The sequence below is a fragment of the Novosphingobium sp. genome, from assembly GCF_965228995.1.
Taxonomy (GTDB): domain Bacteria; phylum Pseudomonadota; class Alphaproteobacteria; order Sphingomonadales; family Sphingomonadaceae; genus Novosphingobium.
The window spans coordinates 1,755,222-1,772,508 of the sequence record NZ_OZ245852.1 but is presented as its reverse complement, the minus strand read 5'-3'; the positions used below and the strand labels follow the sequence as shown (position 1 = coordinate 1,772,508).

The 17,287-nt window shown below is 66.1% G+C and carries 15 protein-coding genes; 12 read left to right on the top strand and 3 right to left on the bottom strand.

Features of this window, described 5'->3' with window-relative positions; translation table 11 throughout:
* Nucleotides 1-11: 11 nt before the first annotated feature.
* From ACO056_RS08350 to ACO056_RS08340, 3 genes are all read left to right on the top strand, one after another.
* Nucleotides 12-581 (top strand): DUF4402 domain-containing protein, encoded by a 570-nt coding sequence (locus ACO056_RS08350; RefSeq protein WP_421854550.1) that lies wholly within the window; start codon nt 12-14, stop codon nt 579-581.
* Nucleotides 581-1,141: a DUF4402 domain-containing protein gene (locus ACO056_RS08345; protein ID WP_421854547.1), complete on the top strand. Its 561-nt coding sequence runs from the start codon at nt 581-583 to the stop codon at nt 1,139-1,141. Before ACO056_RS08350 ends, ACO056_RS08345 begins: the two co-directional genes overlap by 1 nt.
* Before the next feature lie 159 nt (nt 1,142-1,300).
* Nucleotides 1,301-1,798, top strand: a complete 498-nt coding sequence (locus tag ACO056_RS08340; RefSeq protein WP_421854544.1) for a DUF4402 domain-containing protein — start codon at nt 1,301-1,303, stop codon at nt 1,796-1,798.
* Between the two features lie 70 nt (nt 1,799-1,868).
* Here ACO056_RS08340 and ACO056_RS08335 read toward each other — a convergent pair whose 3' ends face one another.
* On the bottom strand, nt 1,869-2,174 hold the full coding sequence (locus tag ACO056_RS08335) for a hypothetical protein (protein ID WP_421854541.1): 306 nt from the start codon (nt 2,172-2,174) through the stop codon (nt 1,869-1,871).
* Here ACO056_RS08335 and ACO056_RS08330 point away from each other — a divergent pair.
* From ACO056_RS08330 to ACO056_RS08290, 9 genes are all read left to right on the top strand, one after another.
* Entirely contained in the window at nt 2,161-2,670 is a 510-nt protein-coding gene (locus ACO056_RS08330) for a DUF4402 domain-containing protein (protein ID WP_421854538.1), read from the top strand. The genes ACO056_RS08335 and ACO056_RS08330 overlap by 14 nt on opposite strands.
* A 76-nt stretch (nt 2,671-2,746) precedes the next feature.
* A complete protein-coding gene (locus tag ACO056_RS08325; RefSeq protein WP_421854535.1) occupies nt 2,747-3,265 on the top strand; it encodes a DUF4402 domain-containing protein in 519 nt (172 codons plus the stop codon).
* Nucleotides 3,266-3,721: 456 nt separating this feature from the next.
* A complete protein-coding gene (locus tag ACO056_RS08320) occupies nt 3,722-4,231 on the top strand; it encodes a DUF4402 domain-containing protein (protein WP_421854532.1) in 510 nt (169 codons plus the stop codon).
* Between the two features lie 113 nt (nt 4,232-4,344).
* A complete protein-coding gene (locus ACO056_RS08315; RefSeq protein ID WP_421854529.1) occupies nt 4,345-4,839 on the top strand; it encodes a DUF4402 domain-containing protein in 495 nt (164 codons plus the stop codon).
* Nucleotides 4,840-4,911: 72 nt separating this feature from the next.
* Nucleotides 4,912-5,871, top strand: a complete 960-nt coding sequence (locus ACO056_RS08310) for a hypothetical protein (RefSeq protein WP_421854526.1) — start codon at nt 4,912-4,914, stop codon at nt 5,869-5,871.
* Nucleotides 5,868-9,677 (top strand): hypothetical protein, encoded by a 3,810-nt coding sequence (locus tag ACO056_RS08305; protein ID WP_421854523.1) that lies wholly within the window; start codon nt 5,868-5,870, stop codon nt 9,675-9,677. The genes ACO056_RS08310 and ACO056_RS08305 overlap by 4 nt, the downstream gene beginning before the upstream one ends.
* Before the next feature lie 38 nt (nt 9,678-9,715).
* Entirely contained in the window at nt 9,716-11,068 is a 1,353-nt protein-coding gene (locus tag ACO056_RS08300) for an APC family permease (RefSeq protein ID WP_421854520.1), read from the top strand.
* Between the two features lie 62 nt (nt 11,069-11,130).
* Nucleotides 11,131-12,075: a carbon-nitrogen hydrolase family protein gene (locus ACO056_RS08295; protein WP_421854517.1), complete on the top strand. Its 945-nt coding sequence runs from the start codon at nt 11,131-11,133 to the stop codon at nt 12,073-12,075.
* Nucleotides 12,075-12,713 carry a flavin reductase family protein gene (locus ACO056_RS08290; RefSeq protein WP_421854513.1) on the top strand — a complete coding sequence of 213 codons (639 nt, stop codon included), beginning with the start codon at nt 12,075-12,077 and terminating at the stop codon, nt 12,711-12,713. Before ACO056_RS08295 ends, ACO056_RS08290 begins: the two co-directional genes overlap by 1 nt.
* A gap of 3 nt (nt 12,714-12,716) precedes the next feature.
* On the opposite strand, the gene ACO056_RS08285 is transcribed toward ACO056_RS08290, so the two are convergent.
* Nucleotides 12,717-14,561, bottom strand: coding sequence for a methyl-accepting chemotaxis protein (locus ACO056_RS08285; protein ID WP_421854509.1), 1,845 nt, complete (start codon nt 14,559-14,561; stop codon nt 12,717-12,719).
* 97 nt (nt 14,562-14,658) lie between these two features.
* Complete coding sequence (locus ACO056_RS08280) at nt 14,659-17,166, bottom strand: TonB-dependent siderophore receptor (protein ID WP_421854506.1); 2,508 nt, start codon at nt 17,164-17,166, stop codon at nt 14,659-14,661.
* Nucleotides 17,167-17,287: the final 121 nt, after the last annotated feature.

Here is a 17,287-nt window from a genome sequence, read left to right as displayed (position 1 = left end):
AGGAATTGCCAGTGCACCGCGTTCGCCCCGCTCGTCTCCATCGCGTGATCCGCTGGATAGCGGCGGCCGCTGCGGGTGCGGGTCTTGCCAGCGCTGCCGCCCCTGCCCTCGCTGCAACACCTTCAGTTACAGTGAGCGCGGATCAGGCACTGCGCTTCGGTACTTTTTTCACCGATACAACCGGTACCCGCACCGTCTCAGCAACCGGATCGGTTACAGGATCGGCCATTGTCCCGCTCACTGGCACAGCGCCCGGCCCGGCGCAGTTCACCTTCACCTATGATCGCGGCAACAATGCCAACCTGGCCTATTCGCTGCTGATCGCGGTGCTGGTGCCCGGTTCGGCAAGCCAGGTGAGCGGCGGCGTGACGGGCACCATCGCGCAGTTCGATACCGACCTGCCCGGGCTGGGCGCGCTGGTCCCGGGCCAGATCGCACAGTTCACCCTGGCCGGATGCCAGCGCCGGATCTGCAGCCGCACTTTCCGCGTTGGCGGCACGCTGCAGGTCGCGCGGACTTCCGGCGGGGCGGACCTTGCGATCCCCCTGCCCATCGTCGTGACCGTGCTGGCGGAACTGTGATGCGTGCCCGTCTTGCCTTGGCCGGCATGGCTGCTGCCCTTGCATCGCCTGCATATGCCGCAACCGGCCAGAGCTCTACCGCCATCGGCCAGGCACAGGCGGTGATCATCGCGCCGATCATCGCCGTATCGCTGGGCGATCTCGATTTCGGCTCGCTCACGTCCTCGCTGACGGCAAGTGGATCGGTCACTGTCGGCGCGGAAGGCGGCGCGACGTATGCAGGCGGCGCCGCACCGGCCTGTGCGGGCGGCGGCTCCTGCGCCGGGATCGCGCCTGCGCGGTTTCTCGTCAGCGGCGAGGCAGGCCGCAGCTATATTGTCAGCGCGCCTGCAGCGATTACCGCGACCGGGACGCTTACCGCAGGCGGCAGCGCACCAGCGCTCGCCATCGACGCGCTGAGCGTGCATCTGGCGAGCCACGCCGGTAGCGGAACCAGCATCGGCCAGCTCGATGAAAGGGGCGAGGACCGCATCGGCGTCGGCGGCCGGCTCAACGTGCCAGCGGGCACCGCTGCTGCGCACTACCGCGCGACATTGACGATCATGGTAACCTACAGCTGATCGCTTGCCGTAGACTGCGCGAACGCCTCTTTCCGCGGGCCTTACCTTTCATTAACCATATTCACTTAGGAAATGTACGTAAGAGGACGCCGGGGAAGCCCGGCCCCTCCGGCCTCGCCGTATCTCCGGTGCGGGGCAAAGGGACCAGGAGCTTAACCGGTGAACAAACTTTTTCCCGCAACGCTGATCGCGTTTGCCACAGCAAGCCCGGCTTTTGCGGGATCGGGCAACACATCGAGCGCGACGGGCACAGCGACCGCGACGATCGTCGCGCCGATCGTGCTGACCCATCCCGCGAGCGCCAGCCTCAACTTCGGCCGCTTTACCCGCGGCACTGGCGGCACGGTAACGGTGACAGCCGCCGGCACCGCCTCGGTCGGCAGCGACGTGACGTTCGTTCCGGGCTCGACGACCGCGGCAGACAGCTTCACAGTGGCGGGCGATGCCAACCGCTCGTACTCGATCGCGACGACCGGCGGCAGCGTGAGCTCGGGCGGGACGAACCTTGCCTTTACCACCACGCCCTCGGCCGTGACCGGCACGCTGAGCGGAACCGGAACTGGCAGCTTCACCGTCGGCGGCACCTTGACCGTGAGCAACGCGGCACCGACCGGCGCCTATAGCGGCACGTATTCGGCGACAGTCGCCTACAACTGATTTCACTGCCCTGCCGCATCCAGGAGATGCCGGAAAGGCGCGGTAACAATTAACAAAAAATCCCATTTCTTTACCAGGCGGCACGCAGGCGCGTGACCGCCTGGATCGCTTTTGCGCTGCAGAGTCTTGAGCAAAAAATATCTTCGTTTTCCGATAGATAGATGCGGCGAAAAACAACAACATTTCGAGTCGGCGCGTGAAAATCTTTTCGAATGGTTTCCACCGGCAAACGCTTTGTTAACCAAGTTTGCTTAGGACATTTACCTATCGAAGCACCGGAACAGCGGGGCTCCGATGAAACGGCGTTTACCAGCTCCAAGACCGGGACGTTGCGGGGCAAACAGCATTCAGGAGCATACGACGTGAAGAAGATCATTCTCGCATCCACCCTTGGAACTCTTGGCGTTCTGGCGATGGCAACCCCGGCTTTCGCCGGCTCGGGCAACACCTCGACGGCCACCGGCACCGCGACAGCTACGATCGTTTCGCCGATCGTGCTGACCCACCCGGCGGCTGCCAGCCTCAGCTTTGGCCGCTTCACCACCGGCACCGGCGGCACCGTGTCGGTCACCGCTGCTGGCGTTGGCTCGGTCGGCAGCGACGTGACGTTCGTGCCTGGTTCGACCAACTCGGCTGACCAGTTCACCGTCGCAGGCGATGCCAGCCGCTCGTTCTCGATCTCGACCACCGGCGGCAACGTGACTTCGGGCGCCACCAACCTCGCCTTCACCACCACGCCTTCGGCTGCGACCGCTTCGCTCAGCACCACCGGCACGGCCAGCTTCACTGTCGGCGGCACGCTGACTGTGACCGGCACGGCGCCTGCAGGGTCCTACACGGGCACCTACTCCGCCACCGTGACCTACAACTGAGCCCGGGATTGCGCCGGCTGTCGCCTTCCGGGCGGCAGCCGGACTCTCGCTGCAGTTACCACGGCAAGGCCTGACCATGACTTCTCGTTTCCGCTCTTTGCTGACCGCACTGGTCGTGCTCGCGGTGCCGCTCCCGGCATTGGCGGCGCCGGGTGGTACGGCAACGATGACCGGATCGGCCAGCGCCACGATCATCACCCCGATCAGCATCGTCGCCACAGCACCCCTGAGCTTTGGCGTGATGGCCCGCCCTACTGCGGCGGGCACGGTAACCGTGAGCACTGCAGGCGCGGTTTCGACCACCGGCGGCATGGTGGGCAATACCGCCATTGCCCAAGGCAGTTCAGGCCCGCAGGCCGGCAAGTTCCGCGTGACCGGAGATCCCGGCCGCCAGTTCTTCGTCACCCTGCCGGCCGCCGCGACCGTGACTCGCAGCGGCGGGTCGATGACGATTACGCTTTTCACTGTCGGCGCGCTGACCGGATCGCCCGTCGGCACGCTCGACATCGCGGTGGGCGGCACGCTTGCCGTTGGCGCCGCGCAGCCCATCGGCACCTACAACGGCACCTATCAGGTCACCGCTTCGTACAACTGACCAGCGCGCCTTCTGCCGCGCTTTCCGACCGCCCGCGCCGCTCCGGCCGCGGGCTTTTTTGCGCGCGATCGGCCGCCTGAAGGGCCGGTTACGCGGTTCCGGTCGGCAAAAAGCACCGGCGGCAAAAATATTTTCTCAATTTTTTCCGCCACCTGGGCGACCAAACAGGTGCCATATCCATAGCGCGAACATGCATCGCAGAATGCGAATATTCTGCATTGTGCACGAAGCTTACGTGGTTAATCGCAAACAAAGACCTATTACTGAATGGTTTATATTCCCGATTTGGGACACCTCTTAAGTAAAAATTCACATAACTACCCATTAACTCGCCCCGAATACGCAGATTTACGTACGGAAGAACGGCGATCCCGCCTGAATTCGCAGTACCGCAGTTCTGTTGTCGCGTCGCAGCCCAGGGGGGAGGCGCCTCGACCACCTTTCGGGAGCATACACGTGAAGAAGATCATTCTCGCTTCGGCCATCGCCCTTGTCTCGATTGGCGTTTCGGCCTCGCCTGCACTCGCAGCTTCGGGCAACACCTCCAGCGCCAGCGGCAGCGCGACCGCCACGGTCGTTCAGCCCATCGTGCTCACGCACTCCTCGGGCGCCGCACTCGGCTTCGGCCGCTTCACCACCGGCACCGGCGGTTCGGTCACCGTTTCGTCGGCGGGCGTGGGCTCGGTCGGCGGCGATGTCGCTTTCGTGCCCGGCTCGACCAACTCGGCCGACGCTTTCACCGTCACGGGTGATGCCAGCCGTTCGTTCTCGATCAGCACCGGTGCGGGCTCGGTCACTGACGGCACCACCTCGATCGGCTTCACCACCTCGGCCTCGGCCGCGTCCGGTACGCTGAGCGTGGGCGGCACGGCCAGCTTCACGGTCGGCGGCCAGCTGACGCTCGCCGGCACCGAAGCGGCCGGCGCCTATGCCGGTACCTACTCGGCGACTGTCACTTACAACTGATCGCACGGATCGGCCGGGAGCTGCCCGCAGCGGGCGGCTCCCGGCATGTGCACTCCCTTTCCCGGAAACCCTTGATGTCTTCGCCCGCGCGATTCCTGGCTGGAATGGCGGCCATGGCTTGCGCCCTGGCAGGTCTTTCCGGCACTGCATTCGCAGCCCCGAGCAGCTCCACCGTGAGCGGCGCGGCGCAGGCGGTCATCCTCACGCCGCTGACCATCGCGCCGGTGAACGCCCTCCAGTTCGGGCAATTGACCCGGCCGACAGCGGCAGGAACCGTGGTCATGTCGCCTGCGGGCACCATCACCACGACGGGCGGCGTGCTCACCAGCACGGCCATCGCGCAGACCGCATCGCGCGGCCCCGGCACGTTTACCGTCGTCGGCGAAGCGGGCCGGGCCTTCAGCGTTTCCCTGCCGACGGTTGCAACGCTGCGCCAGGGCGCGCGCAACATGCGCCTCAGCACTTTCCGCAGCAACTGGACTGCAGGCGCCGCACTCAGCGCCTCGCGCACCTTTGCCCTCTCGGTCGGCGCCACGCTCCATGTGGGGGCCAATCAGACCACCGGCACTTACACCGGCAGCTACACTGTAACTGTGACTTATCAGTAGTCCGCGATTGCCAGCGAATCAGGGATTCCCCATAAGGGCGTTAACCTATTTCGCTGACACGGGACGTACCACTTGCACATCATCGGACCTCACGGCCTTGCGGCGACGCTGAAGACTGCCGCGCTTGGCTTCAGTCTTGTTTTCGGCTTGCCTTCCAATGCTTTGGCGCAGGCCGCGGGGCAGGCTGAAGCGCCAACCGACGCACCCCCGACGCCTGCTGTGCTGCCGGCCGGTGCGGTTGGCGGGATGGGCGATATCAACCTTTTTCCCAAGCGCGTCGTTATCGACGACCGCACGCGCATCGCCAGTGTCGGGCTCTACAACCGCGCCGCTGCGGCTGGTGAGTACGAAATCACCGTTTCCGACATGGCGATGCAGCGCGACGGGCGGCTCGTCGATCTTGCTTCGGTGCAGGATGCAGCGGCGCGCGATGCGGTGCATACGGCGAGCGGCTTCCTGCGCTGGTCGCCCCGCCATGTCGCGCTGCCAGCAAGCGAAGCGCAGATGGTGCGGATCATGGCGCGCGTGCCGCCGGACCTGCCACCGGGCGAATACCGCTCGCATTTTACTGTCGTCTCGGTCCCGCCCGAAACCGGGGGGACCAGCATCGACGAGGCTGCAGGCGCTGAGACCGGCGGCGGGATCGGCGTGCGCATCGTGCCGCGCTTCGGCATTTCGATCCCGGTAATCGTGCGCGTGGGCGAAACGACGCTGACCGCGGGACTCAAGGATATGAAGCTGAACGCACCGCCCGGCGGGCAAGCGGCGTTCGCGCTCACCATCACGCGTGAGGGCACGCGTTCGGCGTTCGGCGATATCGTGATCACCGCCCCCGGCGCCAAGAAGCCGGTGGCCGAGATCAAGGGCATCGGTGTCTACACCGAGATCCCCGAGCGCGCGGTGCAGGTCCTGATCGATCCGGCTACCGAGCCCCGCTTCCTCGCCAGGGGAACGCGCTGGACGGTGAGCTACGTGGATGACGACATGTCACCCGGCAAAGTGCTCGCGCGGCAGGAATTCATCGTGCCGTGAAACGTCGCGGGGGGGGCCAGCATCGCGGATCCTCCAGTTCGCTGCGGGTCGTGCTGGGCGCTACGCTCGCGCTCGCAGGTGATACCGCGCGCCGTGAGCTAACGCCGCCGGAAGGCCCCGCGCCCGATCCCCCGCGCGAGGTGAAGAAGGCGCGGCGGCCCGGAAAGCTGCCTGAGCCGCGTTTTGCCGCAGCCGTATCGCCTGCGTTCGAAGCAGCCCCTGCGCGCAAGAAGGCTGCCAAGCGGGAGAAGAAGCACACAGCGCAAGCGCGGGCGGACATTCCTCTGGCGCAGCCTGCCATCGCCCCGGCCTTGGCCAAAGCGGAGCCGCTGCCCGCGCCCGAAGGCGTGCTATCTGCGGAGTTTCAGCGGGCGATCGCGCCAGAGCCGGTCGTCACGCCGCCGCCTCCGGTCGCTGAGGCCCCGAATAGACCACCGCTTGCTCCTGCCGAGGCCGCGCCTGCCCCGGAACCGCCCGCGAAGGCCGCGCTGGCCGAAGCCGATCCGCTCCCGGCGCCGGCATTCGGTCCGCCGCCGCCACCTCCTTCGGCGGCAATCCCCGCGCCGGTCGTGGAAACGGTGCCGGTTGCGGCCGAGCCGGTGGCAGCACCTGCTCAGGCTTCCCCTGCCCTGACGCCGGACCCGGTCCAGCCGCCGGCACCCGCGGTTACGGAGACAAAGTCAGCGACGTTGGCGCTCCCGGCCTTGCCAGCGCTTGCTCCGCCTCAACCGGAAGCCCCGCGCCCCGCTGCGCCCAAACCGGCCGCGCGCACGCCCCCGGCGGCGGCAATGGCCGCGCCGCCTCCCCAGCCTCAGGCCGCGCCACTTCCTCCACCCGCAGCCACTGCGCCGGACAAGCCGGACCTCGCTCCGCCGCCGGTTAAGCTGGCCGAAGCGCTGCCCCATCCGGCCTTTGGCGGCGTGATGGTCTCATCTGGCTCGCCTGCCGAGACCGCTGCGAAGCCCGCGTCAACGCGCCTCGCTTATGCACCGCCTCCGCTGCCGATCACGCCGGCGGCTGTCAGCACCGCCGCTGCCCCGACCCCTGCCCCTGCCCCCGCACACACTGCCTCGCGCAGCTTTGCCGAAAGCCGCCGTGCGTTGCCCGAGCCGGCGTTTGGCATGCCGGCAGCAGCGCCGAAGGCTGCGCTCGCCGCTTCCCCGCTGCGCGCCAATGTGACCGATCAGGCCGGACTCGGTGCCGCGACAACCGTGCCGGTGATCAGCGATGATGACGAGCTCATCCTCCAGATCGACACCGCGCAAGGTGGGCAGAGCGATACCATCGTGGCCTATGGCCTGCGCCAGGGTGTCTACCTGCCGCTCGGCGCGCTCACCCGGTTCCTCGATCTGCCGATCGCAGTCAGTGACGACGGCCATTACGCAAGCGGCTGGTTCCTCGATGAAAAGCGCACGATCACGCTGAACTTGCGCGATGGCACGCTGCTTGTTGCGGGCCGCCCGGTTGCTCTCGGCAAGGGAGATGCCGTTGCCTACGAAGGCGAGCTCTATTTGCGGGCGGAGCGCTTCTCCGATCTCTTCCCGCTCGATCTCAAGGTCGATCTGCGCGCCCAGACGATTGCGGTAAAAACGCGTGAGCCCTTCCCCTTCGAGGAGCGCATGACGCGCGAGGCGGACCGCGAGCGGCTGGCTTCACGCTCCAACCGCGAGGGACCCGCCCGCTTCCCGCGCGAGGAGACGCCGTGGCGCGGCCTTTCGCTGCCGGTGGGTGAGACCGAAATCCGCGCGCTAACCGACGAAGATCTCGGCGCCCGGGTGGAAGCGGACTTGCGCCTTGCGGGCGACTTCGCCTTCATGACCGCGCGGGCCTATGCCAGCGCCTCGAGCCGTGACGGGCTGACGGCAGCGCGCCTCGAGCTCGGCCGCCGCGATCCCGATGGCGATCTGCTCGGGCCGCTGAAAGCCACCGAATTTCAGCTCGGCGATGTTGCCACCAGCGCGCTGCCGATCGGCCTGCGCGGGGTTAGCGGGCGCGGCGCGTTCGTCACCAACGCACCGCTTGAGCAGGCTTCGATCTTCGATTCTGTCGATCTGCGCGGCGATCTGCTCGATGGCTATGAGGTCGAACTGTATCGCAACAATGCGCTGATCGGATCGACCCGTACCCCGGTGAACGGGCAATACGCCTTCCTGCAAGTGCCGGTCGATTTCGGGCTCAATGTGTTCCGCCTCGTGTTCTACGGGCCGCAGGGGCAACGGCGCGAGGTCGTGCGCAAGATCAGCGTCGGCGATGGCCGCCTCGCGCCGGGCCAGTTCATCTACAGCGTGGGCGCCGCGCAGAAGGACACCAACCTGTTCGGCGTGCGCGGGCCGCGTTTCAGCCCCGCGCCCGATTTCGGCGCGTGGCGGGCGACGGCGCAGCTTGGCTATGGCCTCAACCGCGCGATCACTGCCACCTTGGGCGCGGCGACGTGGGAGAGCGCGGGCAAGCAACACTGGCTTGCCGCTACCGGCCTCAGGAGCGGCATCGGTGCCACGGCCTTGCGGCTCGATCTCGGCCTGCAGGACGGCGGTGGGCACACGGTCGAGGTGGGCCTCGGCGGCAAGGTTCTCGGCCTTGCCTACAGCCTGACCCACGCCGAATATGGCGGCGGCGCGATCGACGAAGTGCGCGCCTTCACGGCCGATCCGCTGCGCCGCGCGAGCGAGCTCAATCTCAACACCACGCTGCATTTCGGCTCGGGCATAAATGCGCGCATCATGCCGATCACCAGCCAGGTGCGCCGCATCGAATTTGCCGATGGCCGACTCCAGACCGATGCCGCACTGCGCACGACGCTGCCACTGGGCGGGGTGCTGCTCTCCAATACGCTCGATTACAACCGGGTCAGTGCGCCGACCGCGGCGAGCAGCAGCCGGCTGCTGGGCACATTCGATCTTGCCACGCTGTCAGGCTCGCGCACGCGCTACCGCGCCAGCCTCGGCTATGGCCTTGCGCCCACGCTCAACCTGCAATCGGTGACGCTCGAAGCCGATCGCCGCTTTGGCGAAAACACGCTTGTGCGCGGCGGGGTGACGCATACGCTGACCGATCACCAGACCACGCTGGGCCTTTCCGCGATCCGTCGCATCGGCCCGGTCAACGTGGCGTTCGATGGGTCCTACGGCTTTCCCACGCGCAACTTCTCGCTCGCCTTGCGCATTGGCTTCAGCTTCGGGCGCAACCCGCTTTCGGGGCGCGCGTTCATTGCCCGCCCCGGCCTGACCAGCGGGGGTGCGATGGCGGTTACCGCCTTTGCCGATGCCAACGCCAACGGGGTGCGCGATCCGGGCGAAGGCCCGGTCGCGGGGGTCACGTTCCTTTCGGGGACTGACGAGAACCGCACCGATGCGAATGGGCGGGCCTTCATCCGCGGCCTTGGTGACGGCGCGCGCGCCTCGGTCAGGGTGGACAGCGATTCCATGCCCGATATCGCGCTCGCCCCGGCGCGCCCGGGGATCGAGGTGGTGCCGCGCCCGGGCCGCATTCACACCAGCGATTTCGCCATCGTCACCCTGAGCGATATCGAAGGCACCGCTTATTTCCGCGCCGAATCCGGCACGCGCGCCGTCTCGCGCCTCCAGTTGCGGCTGCTGCGAGCCGATGGCAGCCTGGCCGCGCACGCGCGCAGCGAATCCGATGGCTTCTTCCTGTTCGAGCGGCTGCCTGCGGGCGAATACCACCTCGAACTCGATCCGAAGCAGGCCGCATCGCTCAAGATCAGGCTCGAGGGACCAGTCAAGCTCACGCTCGGCGGCAAATCGAGCGTTCTGCGCCAGTCCATCTACGTGACATCCGCAAACTAGCCTTCCCCCGGCGGTAAAAATCTCTAGCGTTGCGATTAATGCATTCCGCGCCCGAATTCCCGCAGCACCACCAGCCCAAGCGGCTGCTGAGCACGACTGCCGCCGCTGCAGTGGTCATGGGCATGGTGATCGGAGCCGGGATTTTCCGCACGCCGCAGCTCGTCGCGCAAAGCCTCGGCGGCGAAGGTGCGTTTATGCTGGCCTGGGCGCTGGGCGGCATTTTCGCGCTGATCGGCGCGCTTTGCTATGCCGAGCTTTCGGCCGCCTTTCCCGATACCGGCGGCGATTACCGCTTCCTGCGCGAGGCCTTCGGCGCCGATGCCGCCTGGCTTTTCGCGTGGTCGCGCTTTGCGGTGATCTTTTCCGCCTCGGGCGCGCTGCTGGCCTTCGTAGGGATCGACTACCTCGCCGAACTCGTGCCGATGGGCACCTTTACCCGTGCGGCTGTTGCGGGCGGCATGGTCATCCTGCTTACCGCGCTTAACTTGCGCGGGGTTCAGACGGGCACGCGCGCGCAGATCGCGATGGTGGCGATGGACGTTCTGGCGCTGCTCGCGCTTGGCGGCGCAGCGCTTTGGCTGGCCTATCACGGCGTGGCACCGCAGCAGGTGGCGGCAGGGCCCGTCGCCCCGGTCACGCTCGCTGCCTTCGGGCAATCGATGGTGTTCATCATGCTCGCTTATGGCGGCTTCAACGATGCCTCCACGCTCTCTGCCGAAGTGCGCACCCCGGCAGACATGACCCGCGCCCTGTTCGGCGGCATGGTGCTGATCACCGCGCTCTACATGATCGCCAACTGGGCCTATGTGCGCGGGCTCGGCATGGCGGGCCTGGCAAACAGCGAGGCCCCCGCCGCCGCCCTGATGGCCCGCGCGTTCGGTTCGGCGGGCGAGACGGTGATCGTGATCTGCGTCGCCATCGCGGCCTTTTCTGTGCTCAATGCGCTGATCATCGTCGGCGGGCGCACGCTCTATACCGCGGCGGAGGACGAGCCCTCGCTCGCCGCGCTTGCGCAGTGGGACCAGAGCCGCGGCGTACCGCGCGCGGCGATCCTCGTGCAGACGGCGGTCGAACTGGCGCTGATCGCCTGGGGCGCGGCTTCGGGCCGGGGCTTTGCCACGATGGTCGATTACCTTTCGCCGATCTACTGGCTGTTTCTGACGATGAGCGGCCTTGCCGTGGTGATCCTGCGCCAACGCCAGCCGGACGTGGAGCGCCCCTACAAGGTACCGCTCTATCCGCTCCTGCCGCTGGTGTTCGCCGCAGCCTGCGCGGGCGTGCTCTACAGCAGCGTGGTCTATGTCGGCTGGTCGGGCTGCCTGATCAGCTTCGGAATGCTCGCGATGGGCCTCGTGGTGCGGACGGGGCTGCGCCTGATGATCAAGGCCTGATCGTAAGGGCCTGACACGCTTTGCCATTGCGGAGGGGGCCGGCTGTCATGCTAACTGGCCCCATGGTCACAAACTCCTTTCGCGCTGCGGTGATTCAGGCGGCGTCCGATCCGGCCGGCAGCGAAGCTTCTGCCAGCAAAGCCACCCGCCTGATTGCCGAAGCAGGCGCGGCCGGAGCCCGGCTCGCCGTGTTTCCCGAAGCTTTCATCGGGGGCTATCCCAAGGGCGCCCGCTTCGGCGCCCCGATCGGCCTGCGCCTGCCCGAGGGGCGCGAAGCTTATGCGCGCTACTACGCGGCTTCTGTCGCGCTCGATGGGCCGGAGATCGCGCTTGTGCGCGAGGCGGCAGGCGCGGCCGGTATGGTCGTGGTGATCGGGGTAATCGAGCGCATGGGCTCGACGCTCTATTGCACCGCGCTCATCATCGACGGGGCGGCGGGCACCATGGCGCATCACCGCAAGCTGATGCCAACGGCGGCGGAGCGGCTGATCTGGGGCTTCGGCGATGGCTCGACCCTGCCTGCCGTGGAAACCGCGCTCGGCACCGTGGGCGCGGTGATCTGCTGGGAAAACTACATGCCGATGCTGCGCATGGCGATGTATGCGCAAGGCGTCACGCTCTACTGCGCGCCGACTGCCGACGACCGCGACGGCTGGGTTTCCTCGATGCGCCACATCGCGCTCGAAGGGCGCTGCCATGTGCTCTCAGCCTGCCAGTTCCTCCGCCGGCGCGACTTGCCGGAAGGGCAGGAATGCGTGCTGGGTGAGGATGCAGACACCGTGCTCATGCGCGGCGGCAGCATGATCGTCGGCCCGCTGGGCGAAGTGCTGGCAGGGCCGGACTACAGCGGCGAGACCGTGCTTTACGCCGATATCGACCCCGTCGAGATCGCGCGCGGGCGCTATGATTTCGATGCGGCAGGGCATTATTCGCGGCCCGATGTGTTTCGCCTCACGGTGGATCGGCGGGCAAAGCCGCCCGTCGCGTGGATCGAGGACGAAGCCTGATGCACCTCAGGATGGACGCCCTCAGCGCCGCCGAGCGCTACAAGCTGCTGGCCGGAACCGTGGTGCCGCGCCCGATTGCCTGGGTTTCGACGCTCTCGGCGGCCGGGGTAGGCAATGTTGCCCCCTACAGCTTCTTCAACATGATTGCCTCCGCGCCGCCGCTGGTGGTGCTGGGCGCGATGCGCGGGGCGAATGGCGGCCTCAAGGATACGGCGACGAACATTCTGGAAACGAAGGAATTCGTCGTCAATCTCGTCAGCGAGCCGATGCTCGAGGCGATGAACCTGACGTGCGTGGATGCCCCGCCCGAGATCGACGAGGCCGCGCTGGCGGGGCTGGAGATGCTGCCCAGCGAGCTGATTGCACCGCCGCGCATCGCCGGCGCACCGGTGAGCCTTGAGTGCAGGCTCTATCAGGCTATCGACGCGCCGCCGGGCAGCACGATCATCCTTGGCGAAGTGGTGGCGATGACCATCGACGAACGCTTCGTCGATGCCGCGACGCTGCGACCCGATCCGGTGGCGATGCAGCTTATGGGCCGCGTCCACGGGGTGGGCGGCTACACCCGCATCCGGACCGATCGCACCCTGGCGCGGCCGGTCTACGAAGCACCGCCTGCCGCGCGCGGCGGCGCCTGAAACCTAGAATTCCGCCCACTCGGCATCGATTGCCACATTGCCGTAGACAGCGGGGCGAGCAGCGACCGGTTCGACAATCGCCGCCGGCCGCGCGGTTGGTCTGCCGGGCGCCAGAAGTTGCGGTACCGGCCGTGCCGCCGGGGCCAACAGGCGTGCGGGCTCCTCACCGATCTTGAAGCTCGCGAAGGCATTGCTCAGCTGCGAAGCCTCCTGAGTCAGGTTCTTGGTTGCGGCGTTGGTTTCCTCGACCATGGCCGCGTTCTGCTGGGTCATCTGATCCATCGCGCCAATAGCCTGGCTGATCTTGCGCAGCGCAAGGCTCTGCTCGCCCGCCGTTTCCGCGATGGTCGAGATGGACGCGGTCACCGTACTGACCCGGCTGATGATCGTCTCCAGCGCCGAGCCGGTTTCGTTGACGAGCGAGACGCCGGATTGGACATGACTGGTGACCGCAGCAACGCGCAGCTTGATAGCGTTGGCCGCTTCGGTGGCGCGCAGCGCCAGCGCGCGCACTTCCGATGCGACGACGGCAAAGCCCTTGCCCGCCTCACCCGCACGGGCCGCCTCGACGCCTGCGTTCAGCGCGAGGAGATTGGTCTGGAAGGCGATCCCGTCAATCATCGTGGTGATGTCCGAAATCTCGCCGCTCGCGCGGGCGACGTTATCCATCGCCTCGATCGCGCGGCTCACCACCTTGCCGCCGCTTTCCGCCTCGCCGCGGGCTTCGACCATCGAGCCGCTGACATCGGCCGCGATCTTGGCGTAGTCCTCGATCTGCGTGGTCAGCCGGTCCATCGCCGCCGCGGAGGCCTGCAGGCTGGCCGCCTGCTGCTCGCTGCGGCCAGAGAGATCGGTGGTCGCCTGCTGGATCTCGTTCGACGTGAGATTGATCGCGACGATGCTCTTCTGGACCAGACCCATGGCCTGACAGAGCCGCTCCATCGCATCGTTGAAGTCGTTCGCGACCGACTGGAATGCCGGAGGCACTTCATGGAGGCGGACCGAAAGATCGGAATGCGCAACGGCGGCGAGGTTTCCGCCGATCTTGGCCATGGCTTCCTCGCGCTCCTTGACCGAGCGATCCCGCTCAAGCGTCGCATCGCGGAACACGACCACGGCCTTGGCCATGTCGCCCAGTTCGTCGGCGCGGTCGGTGCCGGGGACCAGAGAATCGGTCCGGCCCTGCGCGAGGGCCGACATGGTCCGGGTAAGGTCGGTGATCGGTGTCGCAATCGAACGCGCCAGCCGCCGCGAAAGGACCAGCGCGAGCCCGATCAGCGCGGCGCCGCCGATCCCCAGGGCCAGCCAGGCAAACAGGATCGCGCTTTGCTGGCGGGCAGCATCGGCTGTGATCGCGGCAGTCTGCGCATCGCGGACCGCGCGCAGGGGCAGGACCGCATCGCTCACCAGCACGGCCTTGCCGGCTCCGCGGATCGCATCCTGCGCGGCATCACGCATACCGGACTTGACCATCGCAACATACTTGTCGCCCCAGTTCTCGCGCCACTTCTGGGTCTCGCCGCGCGATTTGCGCACGAGTTCCTTGAGATCCGGATCGGTCAGCCGCTCTTCCAGCTCAGCCGAGGTCTTGTCGTAATCGTCGCGGCCTTCGTAATACGATTTGAGGTAAGTCGGGTCCGCAGTGACCAGATAGCCGCGCAGCTGGCTGTTCTGCCTGAGCAGGGCGGTTTCCAGGGTCAGCGCATCGGCCAGCACGGCCTGATTTTCAGTCGTCGCCGAGGACACACGCGAGACCATCGCGAGGCTCGCGCCAAAGATGACCATCATGGCTGCCGCGGTGACGTTGAGTGCGACAAACGCGAGAGCAAGCCGGCGCGGAATGTTCATTCGGTCGAACACGGTATCCGGTATCCTTGAAACGGTGAAACGGGGTCGGGACGGACAGGAGCCGCCCGCATGGCCGAAGCCCTGCGGGCGGCTCGCATCAGAACGAGTAGCGCAGCGAGGCCGTCACGGTTCGGCCGTTCATCACTTGCGCATTCACCAGACCTCCCGGCGGAATTGCGCCCGAAGCGATCTGGACGATCGCCAGCTTGTTGAACACGTTGAAGGTATTGATGCCGATCTGCACCCGATCGACCGGGCGCACCTGCAGGAACGGACTGAAGAGCACATAGCCCGGCTGCTTCAGAATATTGGTATCCTGCGCAAAGCTGCTGGTGGTGCCGTTGATCACGCTGCCCAGCGTTACCTTGCCCAGTTCCACCTGCGGGCGGGCCTGGAACGAAAGCGTCGGGATATGGCGCGGGTGATTGCCCTCAAGCGCGGGATTAGCGCGATCCTTGTCGATCTTGGCGTTCGTCCAGGTCGCGCCCAGCGTCAGCGAGAACGGCCCGTGCTGCACTTCGCCCTCGAGTTCGACGCCCTTGGCGCTGTACGTGCGGTCCACCAGGCTGACGACGACCTGCCCCGTCGCATCAGCGCCGATCTGGTAATTGCGTTCGGACGTCGAGGCCCAGAAGCCGGTAACATAGGCAGTGATGCCGCCCTGGCGGAATTTCACACCTGCCTCGGCCTGCTTCACCACAGCATAGGCAATCGAGGGATCGAACAGTTTGCCGGTGCCCGGATCGAGCGTGCTCACCCCCAGAAGGCGTTCGGCATTGGCGCGCGTGCCGCGGCTGTAGCGCGCGAAGCCCGAGAACGGTTCGGCAAAGCGGTAGTTGACGCCAGCCGAATAGGACACCGCGTGATAATCGTAATCAACGGTGGCGGACTTGCCGAGCGTGAGGATGATAACTTTGCTTTCAGGCACGGAGATCTTCCCGTCGCCATTGACGTCGACCGGGGCCGAGGTGGGTAGTGGCGCCCCGAAATCCGGGCTGGTCACTTTGCCGGTCACCCTGCCGTTGTCCCAGCGCAGGCTGCCGCCCACCGAGAGCCTGCCCGTCTGGAAATTGACCGAGCCATAGGGCGCCAGGATCTTGTACTGGAGATCAAAGCGGTCGTGGTAGGACGACGGCGGAAAACCGATGGCGAAGCCATAGGCATAGACGCCGTTTTCGGTCAGCGCCGTGCCATTCGCGGATGTAAGATCGAGCAGGGCATTGCGCCCGCCGCCCGCCAGATCATTGAGGGTGCTGACAAAGTTCCAGTACATGTCGACCGACTGGGTTGACTTGTAGACGCCTGCCGTAGTCGTCAGGCGGCCAGTCCCAAGGTTCCACACGCGGCTGGCACGAAGGTCGTTGGTAAGGTTGTCGACCTGATTGAGCTTGGTATTGATACGGACCGAAAGCGCGGTCAGGCGGCCGTCAGCGATCTGCTGTCCTCTGAGCGGGCCGTTGAGGTAGCTGAGAGTAGCACCCGGGCCTCCAAGCAGCCCGGCAAGCATCGGCGCCGGAATCGGAATGAGCGGGATCGTGTCGTTGAACTCGCCGCCGACGTCCGAAAAGCGGAAGCGGTTGGTCACCGTCCAGCCAGATACGTCGAACTGGGCTTCCAGCCCGATGGACTTGCTGATGCCGTGCAGGCCGTTGCGCGAGTTGTACGACGTCGGGTTGTTGTTCTGGTCTACTCCGATGTAGTTCGACGTGTAGAGCGAATCGTAGGCGTCGCTGCGCACGTTGGCGCCGGGAATGTCCGTGAATGTCGGCTTGTCGTTGGTTCCGCTGACTACGACCGGATACCCGGTGTAAGTCGGCTGCCGATCATCGAGATACTTGCCGTAGAAGCGGATATAGCCGCCATCGAACTGCTTGGTCACGTTCGCCTTGATCTGACCGCCCCGGAATCCGTCGAAACCGCTTTTGCGCGGACCTTCGCCCTGGCGGAAGAAGCCGCCGACGTGGAACCGCCAGCCATTGCCGAGCGGGCTGCCATAGGCAAAATCGAGACGTTTCAGATCATAGCCCAGGCCGCTCGAGATCTGGAGCGTGCCGCCGGCAGTCTCACCGGTCTTGGAGATCAGGTTGACCACCCCGCCCGGCGAATTGGACGCGAACGTGGAAGCCGAACCGCCGCGAATGGCCTGGACCTGCGAGAGTGTAAGGTCGGCGCGGACGAACATGTCGGCTGAGGAGCCGAAGAGATCGCCGAACTCGAGGACGGGCAAGCCATCTTCCTGAATCTGCAGGAACTTCGAACCATCCGCCGCGAGCGGCAGCCCGCGCACCGTGATCGAGGAGAAGCCGTCGATATCCGAAGTCTCGGCGCGGATGCCCGGAATGTTCTGCATGATGCCGGCAATCGAGCTCACCGAAAGCTTGGCGAGATCTTTCTCGTCGATCACGCTGGCCGAAATCGCGGTATCGAGCAGGTCGCGCCCCTTGGCGACCCCTGTGCTGAAAGTCTTGCTGCTCGCGGCGGGTGCCGCTGCCGGGGCGGCTGCCGGCTTCGGCGCGTCACTCTGCCCGTTCGCCTCTTCCGCAAGAGCCGGGGAAGCCAGCGCCGTCGCAAGCAGGGTGGAAACCAGTAGATGCCAGTGTCGCATGGGATACCTCATGTGGAAACGTCGAGGCTTGGCGATAATGGCATTGGCTTAAGTCCGGCCGTTTGAGGACTTACGCACTTCTACGATGGTTAATTCCCTGCATTTCAGAGCTCTAGCGCCC